Genomic DNA, 18,837 nt, shown 5'->3' on the forward strand with positions numbered 1-18,837 from the left:
GCATTAGCTCAGTTGGTAGAGCAGTTGACTTTTAATCAATTGGTCGATGGTTCAAATCCATCATGCCCCACCATTCTATGAGCAGTGAAAGTAAAGTATTAGTCGGCGGATTTACGCAATCAACTAACTAGCAGCCTTGCTAATTAGTTATCAAAGGGGGGCATTAGCTCAGTTGGTAGAGCAGTTGACTTTTAATCAATTGGTCGATGGTTCAAATCCATCATGCCCCACCATTTTTAGACAATCCCTTCTTAATAGCGTCTTTTTAAAACTTCAACTTTTTATTTATAAACACCTTGAGCAGATAGCTGTTATTTAGCTTTATATTCTCGTATAATTCATCGTAATTAATGCAATATAGATGAAGTGGTCGAGAACATGAGTCTAGCTCAAACTATTATGCCTGAAGGCTATATTTTCCCTCCTAAGCCAGCACCGTTAACACAAAACGAACAAGGCGAATACAAAGCACGTATAAAGCAACTACTGCAAGAAAAAAATGCCGTATTAGTTGCCCATTACTATACCGATCCTGAAATACAAGCACTAGCCGAAGAAACCGGCGGCTGCGTTGCCGACTCGCTAGAAATGGCGCGTTTTGGTACACGCCACGATGCCGACATGATCATTGTAGCGGGTGTGCGTTTTATGGGTGAAACCGCAAAAATATTAACGCCTAACAAAACCGTGGTTATGCCAACGCTCGAAGCGACTTGTTCGTTAGACATAGGTTGCCCGGTAGATGAATTCTCAGCGTTTTGCGATCAGCACCCCGACCGCACAGTAGTAGTGTATGCAAATACTTCTACCGCAGTAAAAGCGCGTGCAGATTGGATTGTAACCTCATCGTGTGCACTGGAAATTGTTGAGCACTTAGATGAACTAGGTGAAAAAATAATTTGGGGCCCAGACAAGCACCTAGGTAGCTATATTCAAAAGAATACCGGCGCTGATATGATCATGTGGAATGGTGCATGTATCGTTCATGACGAGTTTAAAACTAAAGCCCTAAAAGACATGAAAGCGCTGCACCCAGATGCGGGCGTACTCGTACATCCAGAGTCGCCAGAGGAAATTGTTGCCCTTGCTGATGCGGTTGGTTCAACCAGCCAGTTAATAAAAGCAGCGCAAACAATGAGCAACAAAAAGTTTATTGTAGCAACTGACCGCGGTATTTTTTATAAAATGCAGCAACTATGCCCAGACAAAGAATTCTTTGCCGCTCCAACTGCTGGTGAAGGCGCTTCATGTAAAACATGTGCGCATTGCCCTTGGATGGCAATGAACGGCTTAAAAGCGATTGAAGAAGCTCTGATAGACCCCAAAGGTAAAGAAGTGTTTGTTGACATGGACTTACGCGAAGGCGCACTTAAATCACTTAACCGCATGCTTGATTTTACCGCCACAATGGCAAAGTAAAATTAACGAATATAAAAACGCACGTTAAGTTAACGCTTAAAAAACGGTTATGCCACCCGCATAGCCGTTTTTTGTGCACAGCATAAAAAATATGAATGATAAGTGAGCAGTTAAAAGCTCAAAACTAAAAATGCCTTGCACCTATGGCGGCTATTTCATACTATAGCGCGCTTGTTGCACTACCTAGTATGTAGCAACGCCGTGGAGGGATGGCTGAGTGGCTGAAGGCGCACGCCTGGAAAGTGTGTTTAGGTTAATCCCTAACGAGGGTTCGAATCCCTCTCCCTCCACCATTATTCAATATCAGGACGTCTCATGACGTCCTTTTTTGTGCCTGTAATAAAATTATATATGTTATTAAAAAGCCAGTGGGTTAATCCAACTGGCTTTTTGGTTTTATTATTTAACCGTGGTTAATACTATTAACGGCGTACGTCTTTTGGTGCGCCGCCTTCAGGCCAGTCGTTTGCTTTAGCGGCAAATGCTGGACGTGCTAGGTGGCTAAAGTAAAATGCAATATCAACGGCTTCTTGGTCAGTTAAAATACCTTCTTGGCCAAGTGGCATGTTGCCTTTTATAAATGCAGCTGCGGTATAAGTACGTGCCATACCTGCGCCGTCATTAAATGAGTTGTCGCCTGCTACTGCTGGGAACATATAAGTGCCACTAGGGTATAAACCTTTGGCGTCCATTTGATGGCAGCTTGCACAGTGCTGTGTATACAATGTTTTGCCATTTTCTGCGTTTGGCTCTAGGTCTTTGTTAATTGCTATAAAACCATTATTACTTTTTAAGTCATCTTTTGTTTTTATGTCTTGCGATAAAAAGTTCATGTAGCTGACCATAGCTTGCATTTGTGTAGAGTCGGTTATTAATGGTTGGCCGTTCATTGAGCGTTGAAAACAGCCATTAATACGATCTTCAATAGTGTTTATTTTAGCATTACGGCTACGAAACTTAGGATAAACCACGTTCATACCTACATAAGGGGCTGCGTTAGCTACGCGGCCTTCGTTTAGGTGGCAAGAACTACAGTTTAGTTTGTTATTAACGTTTTCGGGTAATTGGCGGTAGGTATCGATAACTAATAAACGCCCGTAACGAATTAAATCAGATTCAGGGCTATTATCTAAATCGTTAATATTTGGCGTTGATAAGGTGTTTGGGTGGCTTGCTGATAGGTTAGTAATTACTGGCGCATTGCTTAGCGCTTTTTGTATATCTGATTGTGGTTCGGCCGTTGCTTTTGTAGTAATGCTAGTTGCATTTTGGCTGGTTGCTTTTTCAACAGCAGTGGTTTTAGCGGTTGTTTGTTTAGCTGGTTCAGGTACTGGCTCAGAGCAAGCAAATAGCGCTAAGATAGCGCTTAAAATAGTAATGAGACGGAGTTGAAACATAATTTGACCCTAGGGTATAAAAGTGTGTGGATTATACGCCTGAAAAACCATTTTCCTATTGCTTTAAATCGGTTTGCCGACGTTATTTGGCTAAAAGTTAGCGATTAAAAAAACCATAATTTATTGTATTTAAAAATATAGTTAATAATTATTTAAAATGTATATTTTATTTTAATTTTTAGGGCGTGTTGGTCATTAATAGTTACAATATTATGCTATTTAGCGGGCGATTTAATTGGATGGAAATTTATAGCTTAGTAATATAAAGCGAGTATTTAATAAGGGCCGCAATTGCAAAGGGGCTGTATAAAACAGTAAAACCATTATTGTGAGCATGGCTTTACTGTTTTGAGGGAAAGTGCTTAATATTTTTTCTTTGGCATTTTTAATTGTGTATCAAACTCATCCGGAAACAGTATAGTGCCGTCGTCGTCTTCGGTTGGAAAAACGGCAATAAGTAAGTCGTCGTCTTCTAAGCCGGGTGTCCAGCGGTTTATCCAATCTTGTGTGGGAATAGCTTTAGGCGTACAACCTTCCCATTCGCCAGTGGCCCATGCTTGTGCAAACTCGCGAGTTGGCCATACGGGTACGCAGTCGTCATCTTCGTTGGTGAGCATAACGCAGCCATCGTCATCGTTTAAAATCCATACTTGTTTAAATTGCTGTGTGGTTTCAAACATAAAAGCGAGTCGTTTTTTGGCACCAAGGCCTAAAATTACGTCGTGTTGTTCTGTGTTATTTGCTGTTGTCATAATTTGCTTACTCTAAGTTTATGGCTTGGTATTAAGTGTAAGTATATCGAGTTATATGACAGTGTGGTGAAAAGTTATTATTTAATTTACCCTATATAGATCTAATTTACGGCTCTGTAAGTATAAGTTTTATTATTAATTTGAGCGTTCATTCAAAAATACCCTTGAATGTTTACCAAATGGCCGCATTTACACACCATACTTGCTATTTAGGTTGAGCATTTAGTGCTTAGCCATTCCCACACAAAGGATCCACAATGTCGATTGATTTACTTGCCCCGTATAAATTAAACAGCACAATTGAGCTTAAAAACCGCGTATTAATGGCGCCGTTAACGCGCAGTATGGCTGATGATAACCTAGTGCCAACCCAAGCTATGGTTGACTACTACGCGCGCCGTGCAGATACAGGGTTAATTATTAGCGAAGCGACAATTATTCGCCCAGACGCGCAAGGCTATCCTAATACGCCGGGTTTATTTACTAGTGAGCAAATTCAGGGCTGGAAAAAAGTAACCGACGCAGTACATACCAATGGGGGCAAAATATTTGCCCAGCTTTGGCATGTTGGCCGTGTTGCTCATCCACACTTTTTTGATGGCGATGTACTTGCGCCATCAGCAATTGGTGTAGAAGGGACAGTTCCGCGCATGCGTGAGCTTACTTACATTACGCCAAAAGCGGCAACCACAGATGATATTAAAAGCTTAGTAGCCGATTACGCAAAAGCAGCCGAAAACGCAATAGAAGCAGGCTTCGATGGCATAGAAATTCACGGTGCTAACGGTTATTTAATTGATCAGTTTTTACATTATGCAGCAAATGAGCGCAATGATGAATACGGCCAAACGCCTGAGAACATGGCGCGTTTTGCGCTTGAAGTAACCGACGCAGTTATTGCTGTCGTTGGAAACGAACGTACCGCTATTCGTGTAACGCCGGGTGCTTATTTTAATATGACCGAGGATAGCCGCGACAAAGCCGTATTTGATTATTTGTTAGCTGAATTAGACACAAAAGATCTTGCTTACTTACATGGTGGAATTTTTGACGACAGCATGCGTTTTGACTCGCTTGAAGGCAAAAACACCTCTGAGTTTTTACGCGCAGGCTACAAAGGTACGTTAGTAGGTGTGGGTAGCTATAGTTTTGAGACAGCAAAAGAGGCGATTAACGACGCTAAGTTTGACTTAATTGCCATTGGTCGCCCACTTATTGCAAACCCAGACTACATAAGCAAAATTAGTAATAATCAACCGCTGGTAGAATACAATGCCGATATGCTTAGCGAGCTGGTGTAACTATTAGTTTTATAATTATTTAAAACGATTTTTAAGACAACCCATAAGCTTACTTTTGGGTTGTCTTTTTTTGTACATATTCCTGCCATAAATTTCCCATATTTGTTTAATTTTTATGTAAATAAAGTTCATCCCCGTTGTCATATTTAAAACTCATACTGCTCCCGTTTTCATAATAATTAATTTTTAATAATTAAAACTAAACGGGACAACAATGTACGCTTTAAAAAACAAATCGCTTTTGAGCATGGCTATAGCCATGGCTGTATCAACATCTGTTTATGCAAACGACAAAACTATAGAAGAAATAACCGTAGTCGCTAAGCCTACCAGCTACGCTAACAACGTTATTGAGCCTGCAATGCTTGAGCAACAAAGTTCGGTAGCAAGTATATTGTCGGTGATTGATAATTTACCGGGTATTAGCATAAACGAAGGTGATGCATTTGGTGGTGACGACTGGTCTACCACAATTACAATGCGTGGTTTTAGTATTGACGGTAACCAACAGCAATTAGGGATGACAGTAGATGGCATACCCAATGGTGGCTCTAATTACGGTGGCGGCGCTAAAGCTAACCGTTACCTAGACAGCGAAAACCTGGCTACAGTTGAAGTAGGCCAAGGTACGTCTGATATTAAATCGGCATCGCTGGAAGCGCTAGGCGGTACATTTAATTTTGTAAGTAAAGATCCCAGTCACGAAAAAGGCACTACGTTTGCCTATACATCGGGCAGCCACGACGCCTCGCGTTATTATATTAAGCACGAAACAGGCACTGTTTTTGATAATACCCAAGCATACGTAAGCTACTCGCAAACCGACACCAGCCGTTGGATTGGCTCGGGAAGTAATGGCGGTAAAGACAACCAACATGCTGAGCTTAAGTTTGTATCTAATTTTAACGATTTAACCCTAACCGGACGCTTATCTTACGACGATGTAAGCGAAACTAACTACAACAGCGTGAGTATTGAACAATTTGAGCAAACACCAAATTGGGATCAATTAACGTGGAACTGGACAGGGGTTCCGCATTTTGATCAAATGTTTGCCGAAGGTTGGGGGACGCTACGTGAAAATACCTTAGGTTATTTAAAGTTTGAATATGCAATTTCGCCCACATCACTATTAACGATCAGCCCTTATTATCATAAAAACTCGGGGCGTGGTGACTGGATCCCACCATATTTAACAACCCCAGTTGATGAAAACGGCGAGCCAACAACACAAGGCGGTACTAATGCTGGCTCTTATGGTTTTGCTGATAGCGAGGGTAACCCACTTGCACCTAACTCAGGCTGTACAGCAAGTTTAAGTTGGCCGTGGGAGTCGGGGCCTGATTTAAATCCGGCATGTTACGACGATACAGCAACGCCCGTTATGTCTTATCGCCATACCCATTACAAAAAAGATCGTTTAGGCGTAACCGCTAACTATCAAGCGACGTTTGGTGATCACGATATTGAGGCTGGTTTTTGGTATGAGCAAAGCGAGCGAGAAGAGTCGCGTGATTGGCACAAAGTAATTGATGCACGTATTTTTCATCATTTTGAAAACACCCCTTACTGGACTCAGTACAAAAATACCTTTGATACAGATACGTTCAAATGGTACATCCAAGACTCTATTAACTTAGGTGATTTAACCTTAAATATTGGCGCTAAACAGTATTTAGTTGAGTTACAAAAGTACGACCACTTTGCTAACGAAAGCTCAGATAAAGTAGACAGCGACTCTGATGTTTTATTTAGTGGTGGTGCGCTGTACCAGTTAAATAACGATACCGAACTATTTGCAAGTTACAGCGAAAACTTTGCTGCAATTAAAGACGGGGTACTGGAGCGCGACAGTTCAACACTGACAGAAATAGAACCAGAAACAGCAAAAAACATTGATTTTGGTGTACGCTACCAAGCCGATAGATTAACGCTAAGCGCAACGGCCTACAGCGTTAAGTTTGATAACCGCATTACCTTTATTGCACCAGGCAGTGATTCAGGCGGAATTGACTACACTATTGGCACTAATGGTTCATACATAAATGTAGGGGGCATCGATTCTAAGGGGTTAGAGCTCTCTGCAAGCTATATGCTCACACCAAGCTGGAGTGTTTATTCGTCGTATACCAATAGCAGCTCTGAATATTCGTCTGATGATCCAAATGCATATGACTCACAAGGCGTATTACTACAAGATAAAGATGGCAATACTGCAGCGCCAAGCTTTAAAAAAGGCGATAGCTTAATAGATACATCGGAAGATTTATTGGTTGTATCTACCGATTACTTTAGTGACGGCTTTCGTGTTGGTTTGTCGGCTAAATACACAGGTGAGCGTTTAGGTGCATGGCAAGACGAAGGCACGCGAGCACGCAATAAAGTAGACGGCTACACGGTACTCGACTTTAATGCCGGTTACTCAACCGATGTAGACGCAGGGCCATTTAAAGCCATTGATCTCTCGTTTGTTGTTTATAACATAACCGATAAAAGCTACTTAGCAGGTGGCACAGGTAATGGGACTACTTACTTTATTGGTGCGCCTCGTACTGCTGCGGTTACGTTTACTGCAGATTTTTAAGTCGTAATATAAATTATTTTAAGCCCATTATTAATGGGCTTTTTATTATAAAAATAGGCCGGTAACAATATGAAAACGATTTTAAAAGTAAGTGTATTTAGTTTAATTGCCCTAGGAAGCGACTTTGCAGCGGCAGTACAAACAGCTGATCAAAATGTAGTGTTGGTAACGCTTGACGGTGTGCGCTGGCAAGAGGTGTTTAGTGGCGCTGATAAAAACCTTATTAATAATTCCGATTTTGTTAAAAAGCCAGAGCAGCTAAATACAGAGTTTTGGCATAACAGCTCTGCAAAACGCCAGCAACTGCTGATGCCGTTTATTACCCAAATTGTAGCTAAGCAAGGGGTAATAATTGGTAATAGAGAGCAAGGCTCTAATATGTCGGTAAGTAACCCGTGGTATTTTTCGTATCCCGGTTATAACGAAATACTTAGCGGTGAGGTAGATGAAGGTATTAATAGTAATGATAAAATCCCTAACCCAAATCACACTATATTAGAGCGTTTGGAGCACCAACCCGCGTTTAAAAATAACACCGCCTTATTTGGTAGCTGGGATGTATTTCCTTCAATACTTAATACTGAGCGCAGTAAGGTATATGTTAACGCCGGATTTATGCCAATTGAGGAGGATTTATTTGAAAATGCGCCACTTTTAAATGCCATGCAAAATGAAATTCCGAGCCCTTGGAGTAATGTACGATTAGACAGTTTTACTTATCGGTTTGCTAAGGCGTATATGTTAGCTAAAAAACCAAAATTATTAGTAATAAGTTTAGGAGAGACCGACGACTTTGCTCACGATGGTGATTACCACGCGTATTTAAAATCGGCAAAACAAAGCGATGCTTTTATAGCTGATTTATGGAATACCATTCAAACAACACCGGGTTATAAAAATAACACTACCCTCATTATTACCACAGATCATGGCCGTGGTAGTAACGCAAGCGACTGGCAGCATCACAGTTCAAAACGCGCCTTAGCAGCACTGCATATAGGCGAAAATAAGTTTCCCGAGGGCATTATAGGCTCCGAACATATTTGGCTTGCCGCGATTGGCCCTGCAATAAAAGGCCAAGGCTTAGTTAAAACAACTACTGAGCTAAAACAAACGCAAATTGCCGCAACAGTGTTAAAGGCACTTGGGCAAAATCCAAAGCAGATAAATTCGAATATGGCACCGGCGATTAATGAGATTGTAAAATGAAAATAATAACCGCGGTAGTATTAACCAACTTACTTGTAAGCTTTAGTGCTTTGAGTGCTCCCTCTAAAATATTATTTGGCTCGTGCGGGCATCAAGATAAAAACATTCCTATATTCGATGCTATAAACAAAGAGCAGAGCGATTTATTTATATTTTTAGGTGACAATATTTATGGCGACACTAATAATATGAGCGTACTTGCTAATAAATATCAGCGTTTAGGGGCAAAGCCCGGTTTTAAAACACTAAAAGCACAAACGCCTATTATAGCCATGTGGGATGACCACGATTATGGCCAAAACGATGCAGGTAAAGAGTATCCGCATAAAGAAGAGTCGCGGCAAATTATGCTCGATTTTTGGCAAGAACCTGCAAACTCACCACGACGCACTCGCCCCGATGGTATTTATACCTCGTATACGTATGGTGAAGGTGAGCAAACTGTGCAGGTGATTATGCCAGATTTGCGCTGGAACCGAGATGCGTTAAACGCAGTAAGTAAGTTGGAGTACGACACTAAGCGCAAACTAAATAATCAAGGCCCGTATAGCCCAAGTCATGTTAAAGGCGCATCAATGCTTGGTGAGGCGCAGTGGCAATGGCTTGAACAAGAGCTTAAAAAGCCCGCGGCTATAAAGCTAATTGCCTCAAGCTTACAGCTACTTCCCGAATTTACAGGGTGGGAGTCGTGGGCTAATTTCCCCGACGATCGAAAGCGTTTATTTACACTGATCAAAAAGCATAAAGTAAACGGCGTAGTTATTATTAGCGGCGATACCCACTGGGGCGAAATTTCACAGTATAAGCACAACCTTGACTACCCACTAATAGAAATGACCAGTTCTGGCCTAACCGAAAAATGGAAAAATGTAAGCCCTAACACACACCGAATAGGGGACTTTACCCACCAGGTTAATTACGGCGATTTAAGCATAGACTGGCAACAAGCCGACCCGTCAATTTCATTACAGCTCAAAGATATTGATGGTAAAGCAATAATGCAAAGTCAGTTTAAACTCTCAAGCATTAGCCCTTATTAATTATCGCCCTTATAAAACGCACAGTAAATAGCATCACTACTGTGCGTATAAAATTTAACTAACCCGCTGATTTATTAAAGCCAATTTGCGCTAATCGCTACCCCTGTAATTGAAAATATCTTACACTCGTTTTATCTCAAGCAAGGACAGGTAAGTATGCTCAATATTATTCAATCAAACCGTATGGAAGCACTGCAAGCGCAGTTTCATCAGTTATTAAAAACCAACCCATTAGCAAGCCCATTCGACAAAGAAGTGGTACTGGTGCAGTCACCGGGTATGTCGCAGTGGCTAAAAATTGGTTTGAGCGAAAACTTAGGTGTAGCGGCGCAGGTGGATTTTCCGCTGCCTTCGAGCTTTATTTGGCAGTTGTATCAGCAACTTTTACCAAATGTACCTAAAGAGTCGGCGTTTAATAAACCCAACCTTGCATGGAAACTGTTTGCTATTTTACCAAGCTGTATTGATGAGCCACTGTATTTACCGCTAAAAACCTATTTAGAGGGCGATATTGACGGCCAAAAAACCTTTGCCTTGTGTGAAAAAATAGCCGACGTGTACGACCAATATTTAATGTACCGCCCGCATTGGATTGCCACATGGGATAGCGGTATAGATGAACTTGATGATGTTGATGTAACCATTGCCCCGTGGCAACCTGATTTATGGCGACGCATTGTACAGTTAAGCCTAGAGCTTGGGCAAAGTCAGTTTCATCGCGCGAATATGCAAGGACAACTGCTGGCAGCGCTTGAGACAATGGACAACAGCTTATTACCACAACGCATTAGTTTATTTGGTATATCGGCCATTGCCAGCTCGCAGCTTGAAGTATTTACAGCGCTGAGTGAAAAAACCGAGGTATTTTTATTCTTTTTTAATCCCAGTGAGCATTATTGGGGCGATATTATTGATGAAAAAACCGCCGCTAAAATAAGTGCAAAATACGCCAAAATGCCGCTGGTGGAAGCGCAGCAAAAAAAGCAAACTAATCCCGATGAAGAATACTACTTTATAGGCAACCCACTGTTATCCTCGTGGGGTAAATTAGGTCGCGATTACTTTGAGCAGCTAGTACAGCTAGACGCCCGTTGGATTGATGGTTTTATTGATGTGTTTGACGACACCTTACTTGGGCAAATACAAAGTGAAATTTATCAGCTAGCGTTTAAAGGTGAGTCACTGACCGATAACAAAGAGTGGTTTATAAACAACGAAGGTAAATTGCCTATAAGTGCAACCGACACCAGTATTACGCTAAGCGATTGCCATACACCGCTTCGAGAAGTTGAGCGCCTGCACGACTACTTACTTAATTTATTTAATCAAAACCCTGCGCTTACCCCCAAAGACATAATAGTAATGATGCCCGATGTAGGCACTTACAGCCCGTACATTGAAGCCGTTTTTGGTGGCGCACAAGGCAGCCGCTTTATTCCTTACGCACTTGCCGATTTAGCCATAGAGCAAGAAAAACCCGTACTTAGCTCATTTGCGAGTTTAGCTAATTTACCGTTTTCGCGCTTTGGTGTGTCGGATATTCTCGATTTATTACAAGTGACACAAATAGCCGAAAAATTTGGCCTGGAGGCACACGAGTACGAGCAAATTCAATATTGGCTGGAACGTGTTGGCGTTAAATGGGGTATAAATGCCGATCATAAAAGCAGCTTTGATTTACCCGCTATCGATTTAAATACCTGGCAACATGGGCTTAACCGTTTATTACTAGGTATTGCGATGCGCGACGAGCAATGCCCGTTTAACGGCATTTATAGCGCCGATGAAGTAGAAGGCATGGCGCTTGATACGCTTAATAAGCTAGTGCATTTTATTGATGTGCTACAAAGCTTTAAAGAGCAATTAACGCCCGACGATACGCTTACCAACAAAGCGCATGTTTTAAGCGAGTTGCTTAGTGCAATTTACGAGAGCGAAAGCGACGACAGCTGGGATTTATTGGTGCTGCAAAACGTGCTCGAAGAGTTACAAAAGCATCATAATAATGGCGACTACAGCAAAGCGGTATCGCAGCGTATTGTTAGTTACTTAATTAAACAAGGCATTCAAGAAAAAGGCGTAGGGCAGCGGTTTTTAGTGGGGCAAGTTAACTTTTGTACCCTAATGCCAATGCGCGCCGTGCCATTTAAAGTGGTGTGTATGCTGGGTTTGAATGATGCCGACTACCCGCGTAACGTACAGCCGATTGGTTTTGACTTAGTGCCTTATTCTAAAAAACAAAAAGGTGACCGATCACGTAAATTAGATGATCGTTACTTATTTTTAGAGGCGCTACTCAGTGCCCGCGATAACTTATACATGAGTTACATTGGTCGCTCGTGTTTTGACAACCAGCCGCGCATGCCATCAACCCTTGTGAGCGAGCTGCTAGAATATATTGGGCGTAGCTTTGCATTAAGCGACGACAGCGAAAAATCACTGCCAGAGTGTTTAATTAGCCAACAGCATTTACAGCCCTTTAATAGCCATTATTATTTAGCCAATGAGCAAGCAAACACTGTGCTGAGCAACCACAGCTATAATCCAATTTGGCTGCCAAGTGAGTCAATAACCCCACAAGTCGTGAGCGCGCTTAATGCAACACCGCCTGAGCAGTTAGAGCTCGATGTGTTTATTCGCAGTGTTTGCAACGCCCAAGAGAGTTTTTATCAACAAAGTTTAGGATTGCGATTACCGCAATTTAACGAAGTAGTAAAAGACGAAGAGCCCTTTAGCCTAGATGCATTGCGCCGCTATTTTTACCTTGATGAAATACTCGAAGCCAACATTAATGAGCTGCCACTTAGTACAGAACAAATATTGCAACGCGGCGAACTACCACAAGCCAACGTAGGTAGCTTAATATTTGAGAGTATGCAGCACCGAGTAGACGCATTGGCAGGGCAAGTGAAAGAGCAAATTAAAGGGGGCAAAAGCGACCCTATAGAGGTAGCCCTCGAACTAGAAAACACTAAAATAGAAGGCTGGTTAAACCATATTTATTTGCAAAAACAAGTGTTTTATCGCAGCGCTAGTATAAAAGCGAAAGATTTAATTAAAGGCTTTATTTATCACCTAGTAGCGCAAAGTATGGAGCAACAAGTAGAAACGCTAATACTTGGGCTTGATAAACAAGTTACCTTTGCGCCAATAAGTAAAACCGATGCCGATGCATTGTTAGTTGATTGGTTTGAGTTATACAAAGCACTGCGCAACGAGCCCGTGGCGTTTTTTCCGGTAAGTGGCTACGAGTACGTAAAAAGCGGCGGCGATATAGCAAAAGCCATGAGTAAATTTAGCCCGCAATACATAGGGCGAGGCGAGGGCGAAAACCCCTATATTCGCTTAACGGTACAATCGCTTAACGATTGCCAAGACGAGTTTATACAGTGGAGCGATAAATTACTCGCCCCGTTATTTGCACACGCTAAGGAGAGTGACCATGCAAGCGCTTAATCCACTTACTATGCCACTAACAGGGCAAAGCTTAATTGAAGCCAGTGCCGGTACGGGTAAAACGTATACAATTACTGGCCTATATTTACGTTACTTATTGGGAATGCAAATAGCCGATGATGTAAACTCGCTATTAAATAAGCCGCTAAGCGTTGAGCAAATACTGGTGGTAACTTTTACCGATGCTGCCACGCAAGAAATTAAAGACCGCGTGCGTAATCGTATCATCACCGCGCGCGATGCACTTCTTGGGCAAGACCCAAAAGATGAGCTTATAGCAGGAGTTATAGCTGCCGTTGATGATAAACACCGCGCCTTTGATTTACTCGATGCAGCGGCTAAATCGATGGACGAAGCTGCTATTTTTACCATTCATGGCTTTTGTCAGCGCATGCTAAAACAACACGCGTTTGAGTCGGGTGTGGCGTTTAACTTAGAGTTTATTTTGGATGAGCGCGACATATTGCTCGAAACCATTAAAGATTTTTGGCGCGCCTTTGTATATCCACTCAATAAAGAAAAAACCGATGCTATTTTAGGCGTGTTTGCCGCGCCAGACGCTTTGTTTGGCAAAGTGTCGAGTATTTTAAATAAAGCGAATGCGCAAATAACCCCGCAAGTAAACTTAGATGATGTATGGCAAGCGCGTGACGAGTACATAATCCGTGTACCTGCATTTAAAAAAGCGGTATTAGAGCAAGAGTTTATAGCTGCGATTAAAGGCTCGGGCTTAAGTGGTTCTAAAACGCCAGGGCGCAAAGGCAGCCTTGCAGCACTTGAAGCCTTTTGTTTAGGCGGCGATTTGTTTTTTGAATTTGGTACTAGCAAGTATTCGTTTGAGGTATGGAGTAGTGAAAACTTAAGCGATATAAGTAACTATAAAAAAAATCAGCCGCTATTTACACATCCGCTATTAACTGAATTTGACCAACTGGCAGCACTTAATAACACCATAAACCAAGGGCTAGCAATTGCTGTAGTGCAGCATGCGGCAAAGTGGGTAAAAGCAGCCGTAATAAAGCGCAAGCAAGAGCAAAGCGTGATCACCCCAGATGATTTACTTAGCAATTTACACAGTGCATTAAATAACGAGCAAGGCAATGTACTGGCGCAAAAAATTGCCCAGTTGTTTCCGGTGGCTATGATAGATGAGTTTCAAGATACCGATCCGATTCAGTACGGTATTTTTAGTAAAATTTACCAGCAAGAGCACACTACACTGGCGATGATTGGCGATCCTAAACAGGCTATTTATGGTTTTAGGGGCGCAGACATTTTTACCTATATTGGTGCCAAAGAAGCGGTGCAAAAACAGCAGCAATTTACGCTAGGTACTAACTTTCGCTCTAGCAGCGATGTAGTAAGCAGCGTAAACAGCTTATTTGGTAAGCACGCTAACAGCTTTATTTATAACGATGCCATACCGTTTAATGCAGTAGCCGCTAAAGGTAAAAAAGCAGACGAATCGTTTTTGATTGACGGACAACCAGCCACTGCGTTTGAATTTTGTGTATTTAGCGACACCGCCGCAGATGAAAAAAACAAGCCGACTGGCAAAGCCATTGGGCAGCAGCATTTAGCCACCTTTTTTGCCAATAAAATAGTCACCTTACTAACGCAGGCCGAGCAAGGGCGTGCCTGTATTGGAGAAAAGCCAGTAAGCGCTGCAGATATTTGTATATTAGTGCGTGACCGTGTTGAGGCGCAAATAATGAAAAAGGCCTTAAGCACCGCTAAAATTGCCAGCGTGTATTTATCGCGCGAGAGTGTGTTTAGCCAAGAGCTTAGCCATCACTTACTTAATTTTTTAACTGCGTTACATGGCCAGTATGATGAGTCGCTATTACGTGGGGTGTTAGCAGGGCCGTTATTTTGTTTAAGCTATAACGAAATATATGCACTGGCAGATGACGAGGCACAATGGCAAGAGCATTTAAACTTTTTTGCGCAGCTTAGCCATATTTGGAACAAGCAAGGCGCTATGGCAATGCTTGAGCGCTTAATGAGCCACAATCAACTTAGTGCTAAATGGCAAGGCCTAGGCTACAACGTTGAGCGTTGGCTTACCGACTTTAGGCACCTTGGCGAAATACTACAGCAAAAACAAATTGAGCTTGAGGGCACACTGCGTTTACTGCGCTGGTTTGCACAAAAGGTAAGCCAGCAAGATGGCGAAACAGTGCAAGTACGCCTAGAGAGCGACGCTAATTTAGTTAAAATAGTGACTATGCACGCCTCAAAAGGGCTTGAGTATCCGCTGGTATTTATGCCCTTTGCTAGTGGCTACCGCGAAACGAAAGAAGCGCTGTATCATAATAATGGCGCACTAATTTACGATTTAAGTAAAGGGGATGACGCACTGCAAAAAGCAGAGCAAGAGCGCCTTGCCGAAGATTTACGCTTACTGTATGTAGCACTCACTCGCGCGGTACACTTTTGTGCTATTGGTATGTATAACATTGGCCAAGGGCAAAGTAGCCGTTTGGCAATACAAAGCAGTGCGCTGGGGCATGTGTTATTTGCAGGGCTTGAAATTACAAGTAGTCAAATTTGGCGTAACCATTTAGCCGATTTTTGCAGCGAGCATACAGGTATGGATTATCAGCAATTCACCTCAGAGGATTTATTAGCCCAAGGTACTTTAAGCTTTAATAATAGCGCTGATGCTCAGCAAACATTGAGTATAAATAATGTAACAGCCAATATTGAGCGTAATTGGCGAGCAACCAGCTTTAGTGCGCTGAGCTTTAAAAAGCATATCGACCACCTAGCGCCTGGTCGCAGTGATGAAGATCATGAAAAAGATGAATTTGCCGTACAAGAAGACGAAGCACCTTCTGTATATAGCTTTCCTAAGGGGGCAAAACCGGGGAGTTGTTTACACGAAATTTTTGAGCAAATAGATTTTACTAGCCCAATAGAGCACCCAGTTAATAAAGAGCACAACTTAGCAGACGTTATTAAACGCAGCCTAGAAAAGTACCATATTAGTGAACACTGGCAAGATATTACTGAGCAGTGGGTATTAGACGTTCTTGCTTGCCCACTGAATGACGATAGTAATGCAAATATTAATACCTCAGGTAATGATACCTCAGCTAATAGCTCTTTAGTTAACAGTAATGGCCTGAGTTTAAGCCAACTAGCGCCAAGTGATTGCCTAGTAGAAATGGAGTTTAACTTACCGCTTAAAAGTTTAAGTGCGCCGCAGCTTAATGAAATTCTTATAAAACATTTTGGTTTTGAGCACAGTAAGCTCGAATTTAGCCATGTAAAAGGGCTGTTAAAAGGTTTTATCGATTTAATATTTTGCCACCAAGGTAAATATTATATTTTAGATTATAAATCTAATTACTTAGGTAGTAACGCTGCTGATTACGAGCACGATATGCTTGAGCAAGCCATGAGTAGCCACCAGTACCATTTACAGTATTTAATTTACACCGTAGCGCTGCATCGTTTGCTAAAACAGCGTATAGCTGATTACTCAGTTGAAACTCATTTAGGCGGCGTGTATTACACCTTTTTACGCGGCATGCCAGCTGGGCAAGGTGTGTACTTTAAAAAGCTCACCACTGAGCAAGTGACTATTTTAGATGGTTTGTTTAGCCAAGGAGCCATGTTATGAGTGAACTAAATAATCAACCGGGCCTTTTTGATCAAGAGTTTGATCAAGAGTTAGATCAGGAACTTGAGCTAAATGAGCAAAACCCTACTTTAAGTACAGCAGTGCCTTTACTTACCTATTTACTTAGCGAAAACCGCATTCGCATTGTGGATGTAAAGTTAGCTGAAATGCTCAGTAAAAGTAACAGCGATAGCGAAAATACGCACAATGAGATGTTTTATCTGGTGCTATTACTGTGTTTATCGCAGCAAAGCCAGCATAGTTGTTTAACCTTAAGCGAGGTTGATTGGAGTAACCCCTTTAATTTACGCCGCAGCGATTTTAGTAAAACACAGGGGAGCGTGCCAGATAAGCTAAGCCCGTTTAGTGAAGGGTTTAATTATGAGCAGGTGCTTAGCTATTTACAAAACCATACAAGCGTTGGAGACAACAAACCACTGCAACTGTTTAATCAACGCCTTTATTTTGCGCGCCTTGCCGGATACGAGCAAACATTAGCGAGCCGTTTACTAACAATGAGCGAGCGTAAACTTAATATAAATAATGAGTTATTAGCTGCGCTACTTAATGAGTATTTTACACCCGATGTAAACATTACCACCGATTGGCAAAAAGTAGCCTGTGCTATTGCAGCCACCAAAGGTTTTAGCGTTATTACTGGCGGCCCAGGTACTGGTAAAACGACCACTGTGACTAAATTACTCGCCATTTTACAGTCGCTTTACAAAACCGCACCGCTGAGTATTAAGCTGGTGGCACCTACAGGTAAAGCTGCAGCGCGTTTAAGCGAATCAATTTTAGGCGCTAAAGATAAGCTCACTAATATACCCGCTGATATTAAAACGTTAATCCCCGAAAGTGCACAAACTATTCACCGATTATTAGGGGTAAAACCCTTTACCAATAAATTTAGGCACAATAAAGCGAATCCACTGCATTTAGATGTGTTGATTATAGATGAAGCCTCAATGGTCGACTTATCGCTGATGGCAAAACTAATTGAGGCATTACCTGCACATGCACGGTTAATACTCTTAGGTGATAAAGATCAGCTGGCCTCGGTAGACACCGGCAGCGTAATGAGCGACTTATGCCAAGGGTTAGTACTGGTGCAAACACCTGGTTATTCACCTGCACGATGTGATGAGCTAAATAACTTATGCTTTAACGGCGAAGCTAAATTAATAGCGCAAAGTAATAGCGCGTTTAAACTTGCCGATTGCATTGCATTTTTACAACACAGCTACCGCTTTGATGCACAAAGTGGTATTGGTCAACTTGCGTTAGCGGTAAATACCAATAACACAGGTGTTTTAAATTACGTTGAGCAAGAAAGTGTTGAGGGGCGTTTTAAGGATGTGATTTTAGATTACGACTTTATAGCTAAACCTATCGAAAAATTGGTTAAAAGCGCTGCAAGTAAATACACACATTACCTTAGTTTAATTGCTCAAGGTGCAAGCGTTGCAGAGGTGCATAAAGCCTTTGCAAGTTATCAGTTACTGGCCGCGGTGCGTGAAGGTGATTACGGAGTTAATAGTTTAAATCAGCGTATTGAGCGCGTTTTACAACAACAAGGACTTATTACCCTAAGCCCGAATCAGCGCCATTATACCGGTATGCCAATAATGGTAAGCCAAAACGATTATCAGCTTAAGTTGTTTAATGGCGACATTGGTATTTTAATGCCCGATGAAAGCGGCCAGCTTAAAGCACTATTTATAGACGAGCAGGGGAATCAACGGGCGTTTTCGGCAGCACGCTTACCTGCGCACGACAAAGTATATGTAATGACTATACATAAATCACAAGGATCAGAGTTTAGCTACACCGCCATGGTATTGCCGCCGCTAAAACAAGCCCGCATGGGGATAAATAGGCAGTTAGTGTATACCGGCATAACGCGTGCTAAAAATACCTTTGAGCTGGTGGCAGATAAAAAAGTATTGTTACTGGCAATGAATAAAAGTGTGTCTAGGGCATCTGGTTTATATGAGCGTTTAAAGCTTGAATGATTAAGCTTTTAGGTGGGGGTAATAAAAAGGGTTTGC

General features: G+C 42.0%; 10 protein-coding genes and 2 tRNA genes. 10 read left to right on the forward strand and 2 right to left on the reverse strand.

Annotated elements, in window-relative coordinates; translation table 11 throughout:
• The first annotated feature begins 157 nt into the window (after positions 1–157).
• The 3 genes from HC000_RS13850 to HC000_RS13860 all read left to right on the forward strand — a co-directional run bounded on the left by HC000_RS13850 (position 158) and on the right by HC000_RS13860 (position 1,712).
• Positions 158–233 (forward strand) — tRNA-Lys (locus HC000_RS13850).
• 145 nt (positions 234–378) lie between these two features.
• Positions 379–1,419, forward strand: a complete 1,041-nt coding sequence (gene nadA / locus HC000_RS13855) for a quinolinate synthase NadA (RefSeq protein ID WP_058373665.1) — start codon at positions 379–381, stop codon at positions 1,417–1,419.
• Between the two features lie 203 nt (positions 1,420–1,622).
• A tRNA-Ser gene (locus HC000_RS13860) sits at positions 1,623–1,712 on the forward strand.
• Between the two features lie 129 nt (positions 1,713–1,841).
• Here the strand turns inward: HC000_RS13860 and HC000_RS13865 are convergent.
• Both HC000_RS13865 and HC000_RS13870 read right to left on the reverse strand, forming a co-directional pair.
• A complete protein-coding gene (locus HC000_RS13865) occupies positions 1,842–2,816 on the reverse strand; it encodes a c-type cytochrome (protein ID WP_218911015.1) in 975 nt (324 codons plus the stop codon).
• Between the two features lie 362 nt (positions 2,817–3,178).
• On the reverse strand, positions 3,179–3,568 hold the full coding sequence (locus HC000_RS13870; RefSeq protein ID WP_011328538.1) for a DUF2750 domain-containing protein: 390 nt from the start codon (positions 3,566–3,568) through the stop codon (positions 3,179–3,181).
• Between the two features lie 257 nt (positions 3,569–3,825).
• Between HC000_RS13870 and HC000_RS13875 the strand changes: the two genes are divergently transcribed.
• The 7 genes from HC000_RS13875 (at position 3,826) to recD (ending at position 18,801) form a co-directional block, all read left to right on the forward strand.
• Positions 3,826–4,869 (forward strand): alkene reductase, encoded by a 1,044-nt coding sequence (locus HC000_RS13875; RefSeq protein ID WP_011328537.1) that lies wholly within the window; start codon positions 3,826–3,828, stop codon positions 4,867–4,869.
• Between the two features lie 214 nt (positions 4,870–5,083).
• Positions 5,084–7,453: a TonB-dependent receptor gene (locus HC000_RS13880; protein ID WP_179807957.1), complete on the forward strand. Its 2,370-nt coding sequence runs from the start codon at positions 5,084–5,086 to the stop codon at positions 7,451–7,453.
• A gap of 69 nt (positions 7,454–7,522) precedes the next feature.
• Positions 7,523–8,662 carry an alkaline phosphatase family protein gene (locus tag HC000_RS13885; protein WP_179807958.1) on the forward strand — a complete coding sequence of 380 codons (1,140 nt, stop codon included), beginning with the start codon at positions 7,523–7,525 and terminating at the stop codon, positions 8,660–8,662.
• Positions 8,659–9,702, forward strand: coding sequence for an alkaline phosphatase D family protein (locus HC000_RS13890; RefSeq protein ID WP_179807959.1), 1,044 nt, complete (start codon positions 8,659–8,661; stop codon positions 9,700–9,702). Before HC000_RS13885 ends, HC000_RS13890 begins: the two co-directional genes overlap by 4 nt.
• A gap of 156 nt (positions 9,703–9,858) precedes the next feature.
• Positions 9,859–13,158, forward strand: a complete 3,300-nt coding sequence (gene recC, locus HC000_RS13895) for an exodeoxyribonuclease V subunit gamma (protein ID WP_179807960.1) — start codon at positions 9,859–9,861, stop codon at positions 13,156–13,158.
• The gene (recB, locus tag HC000_RS13900) at positions 13,145–16,786 is read left to right on the forward strand and encodes an exodeoxyribonuclease V subunit beta (RefSeq protein ID WP_179807961.1); all 3,642 of its coding nucleotides are present in this window, start codon (positions 13,145–13,147) and stop codon (positions 16,784–16,786) included. The genes recC and recB overlap by 14 nt, the downstream gene beginning before the upstream one ends.
• Positions 16,783–18,801, forward strand: coding sequence for an exodeoxyribonuclease V subunit alpha (gene recD, locus HC000_RS13905; RefSeq protein ID WP_179807962.1), 2,019 nt, complete (start codon positions 16,783–16,785; stop codon positions 18,799–18,801). The genes recB and recD overlap by 4 nt, the downstream gene beginning before the upstream one ends.
• Positions 18,802–18,837: the final 36 nt, after the last annotated feature.

Source organism: Pseudoalteromonas sp. MIP2626 (genome assembly GCF_013414205.1).
In the GTDB taxonomy this organism is placed as follows: Bacteria; Pseudomonadota; Gammaproteobacteria; order Enterobacterales; family Alteromonadaceae; genus Pseudoalteromonas; species Pseudoalteromonas nigrifaciens.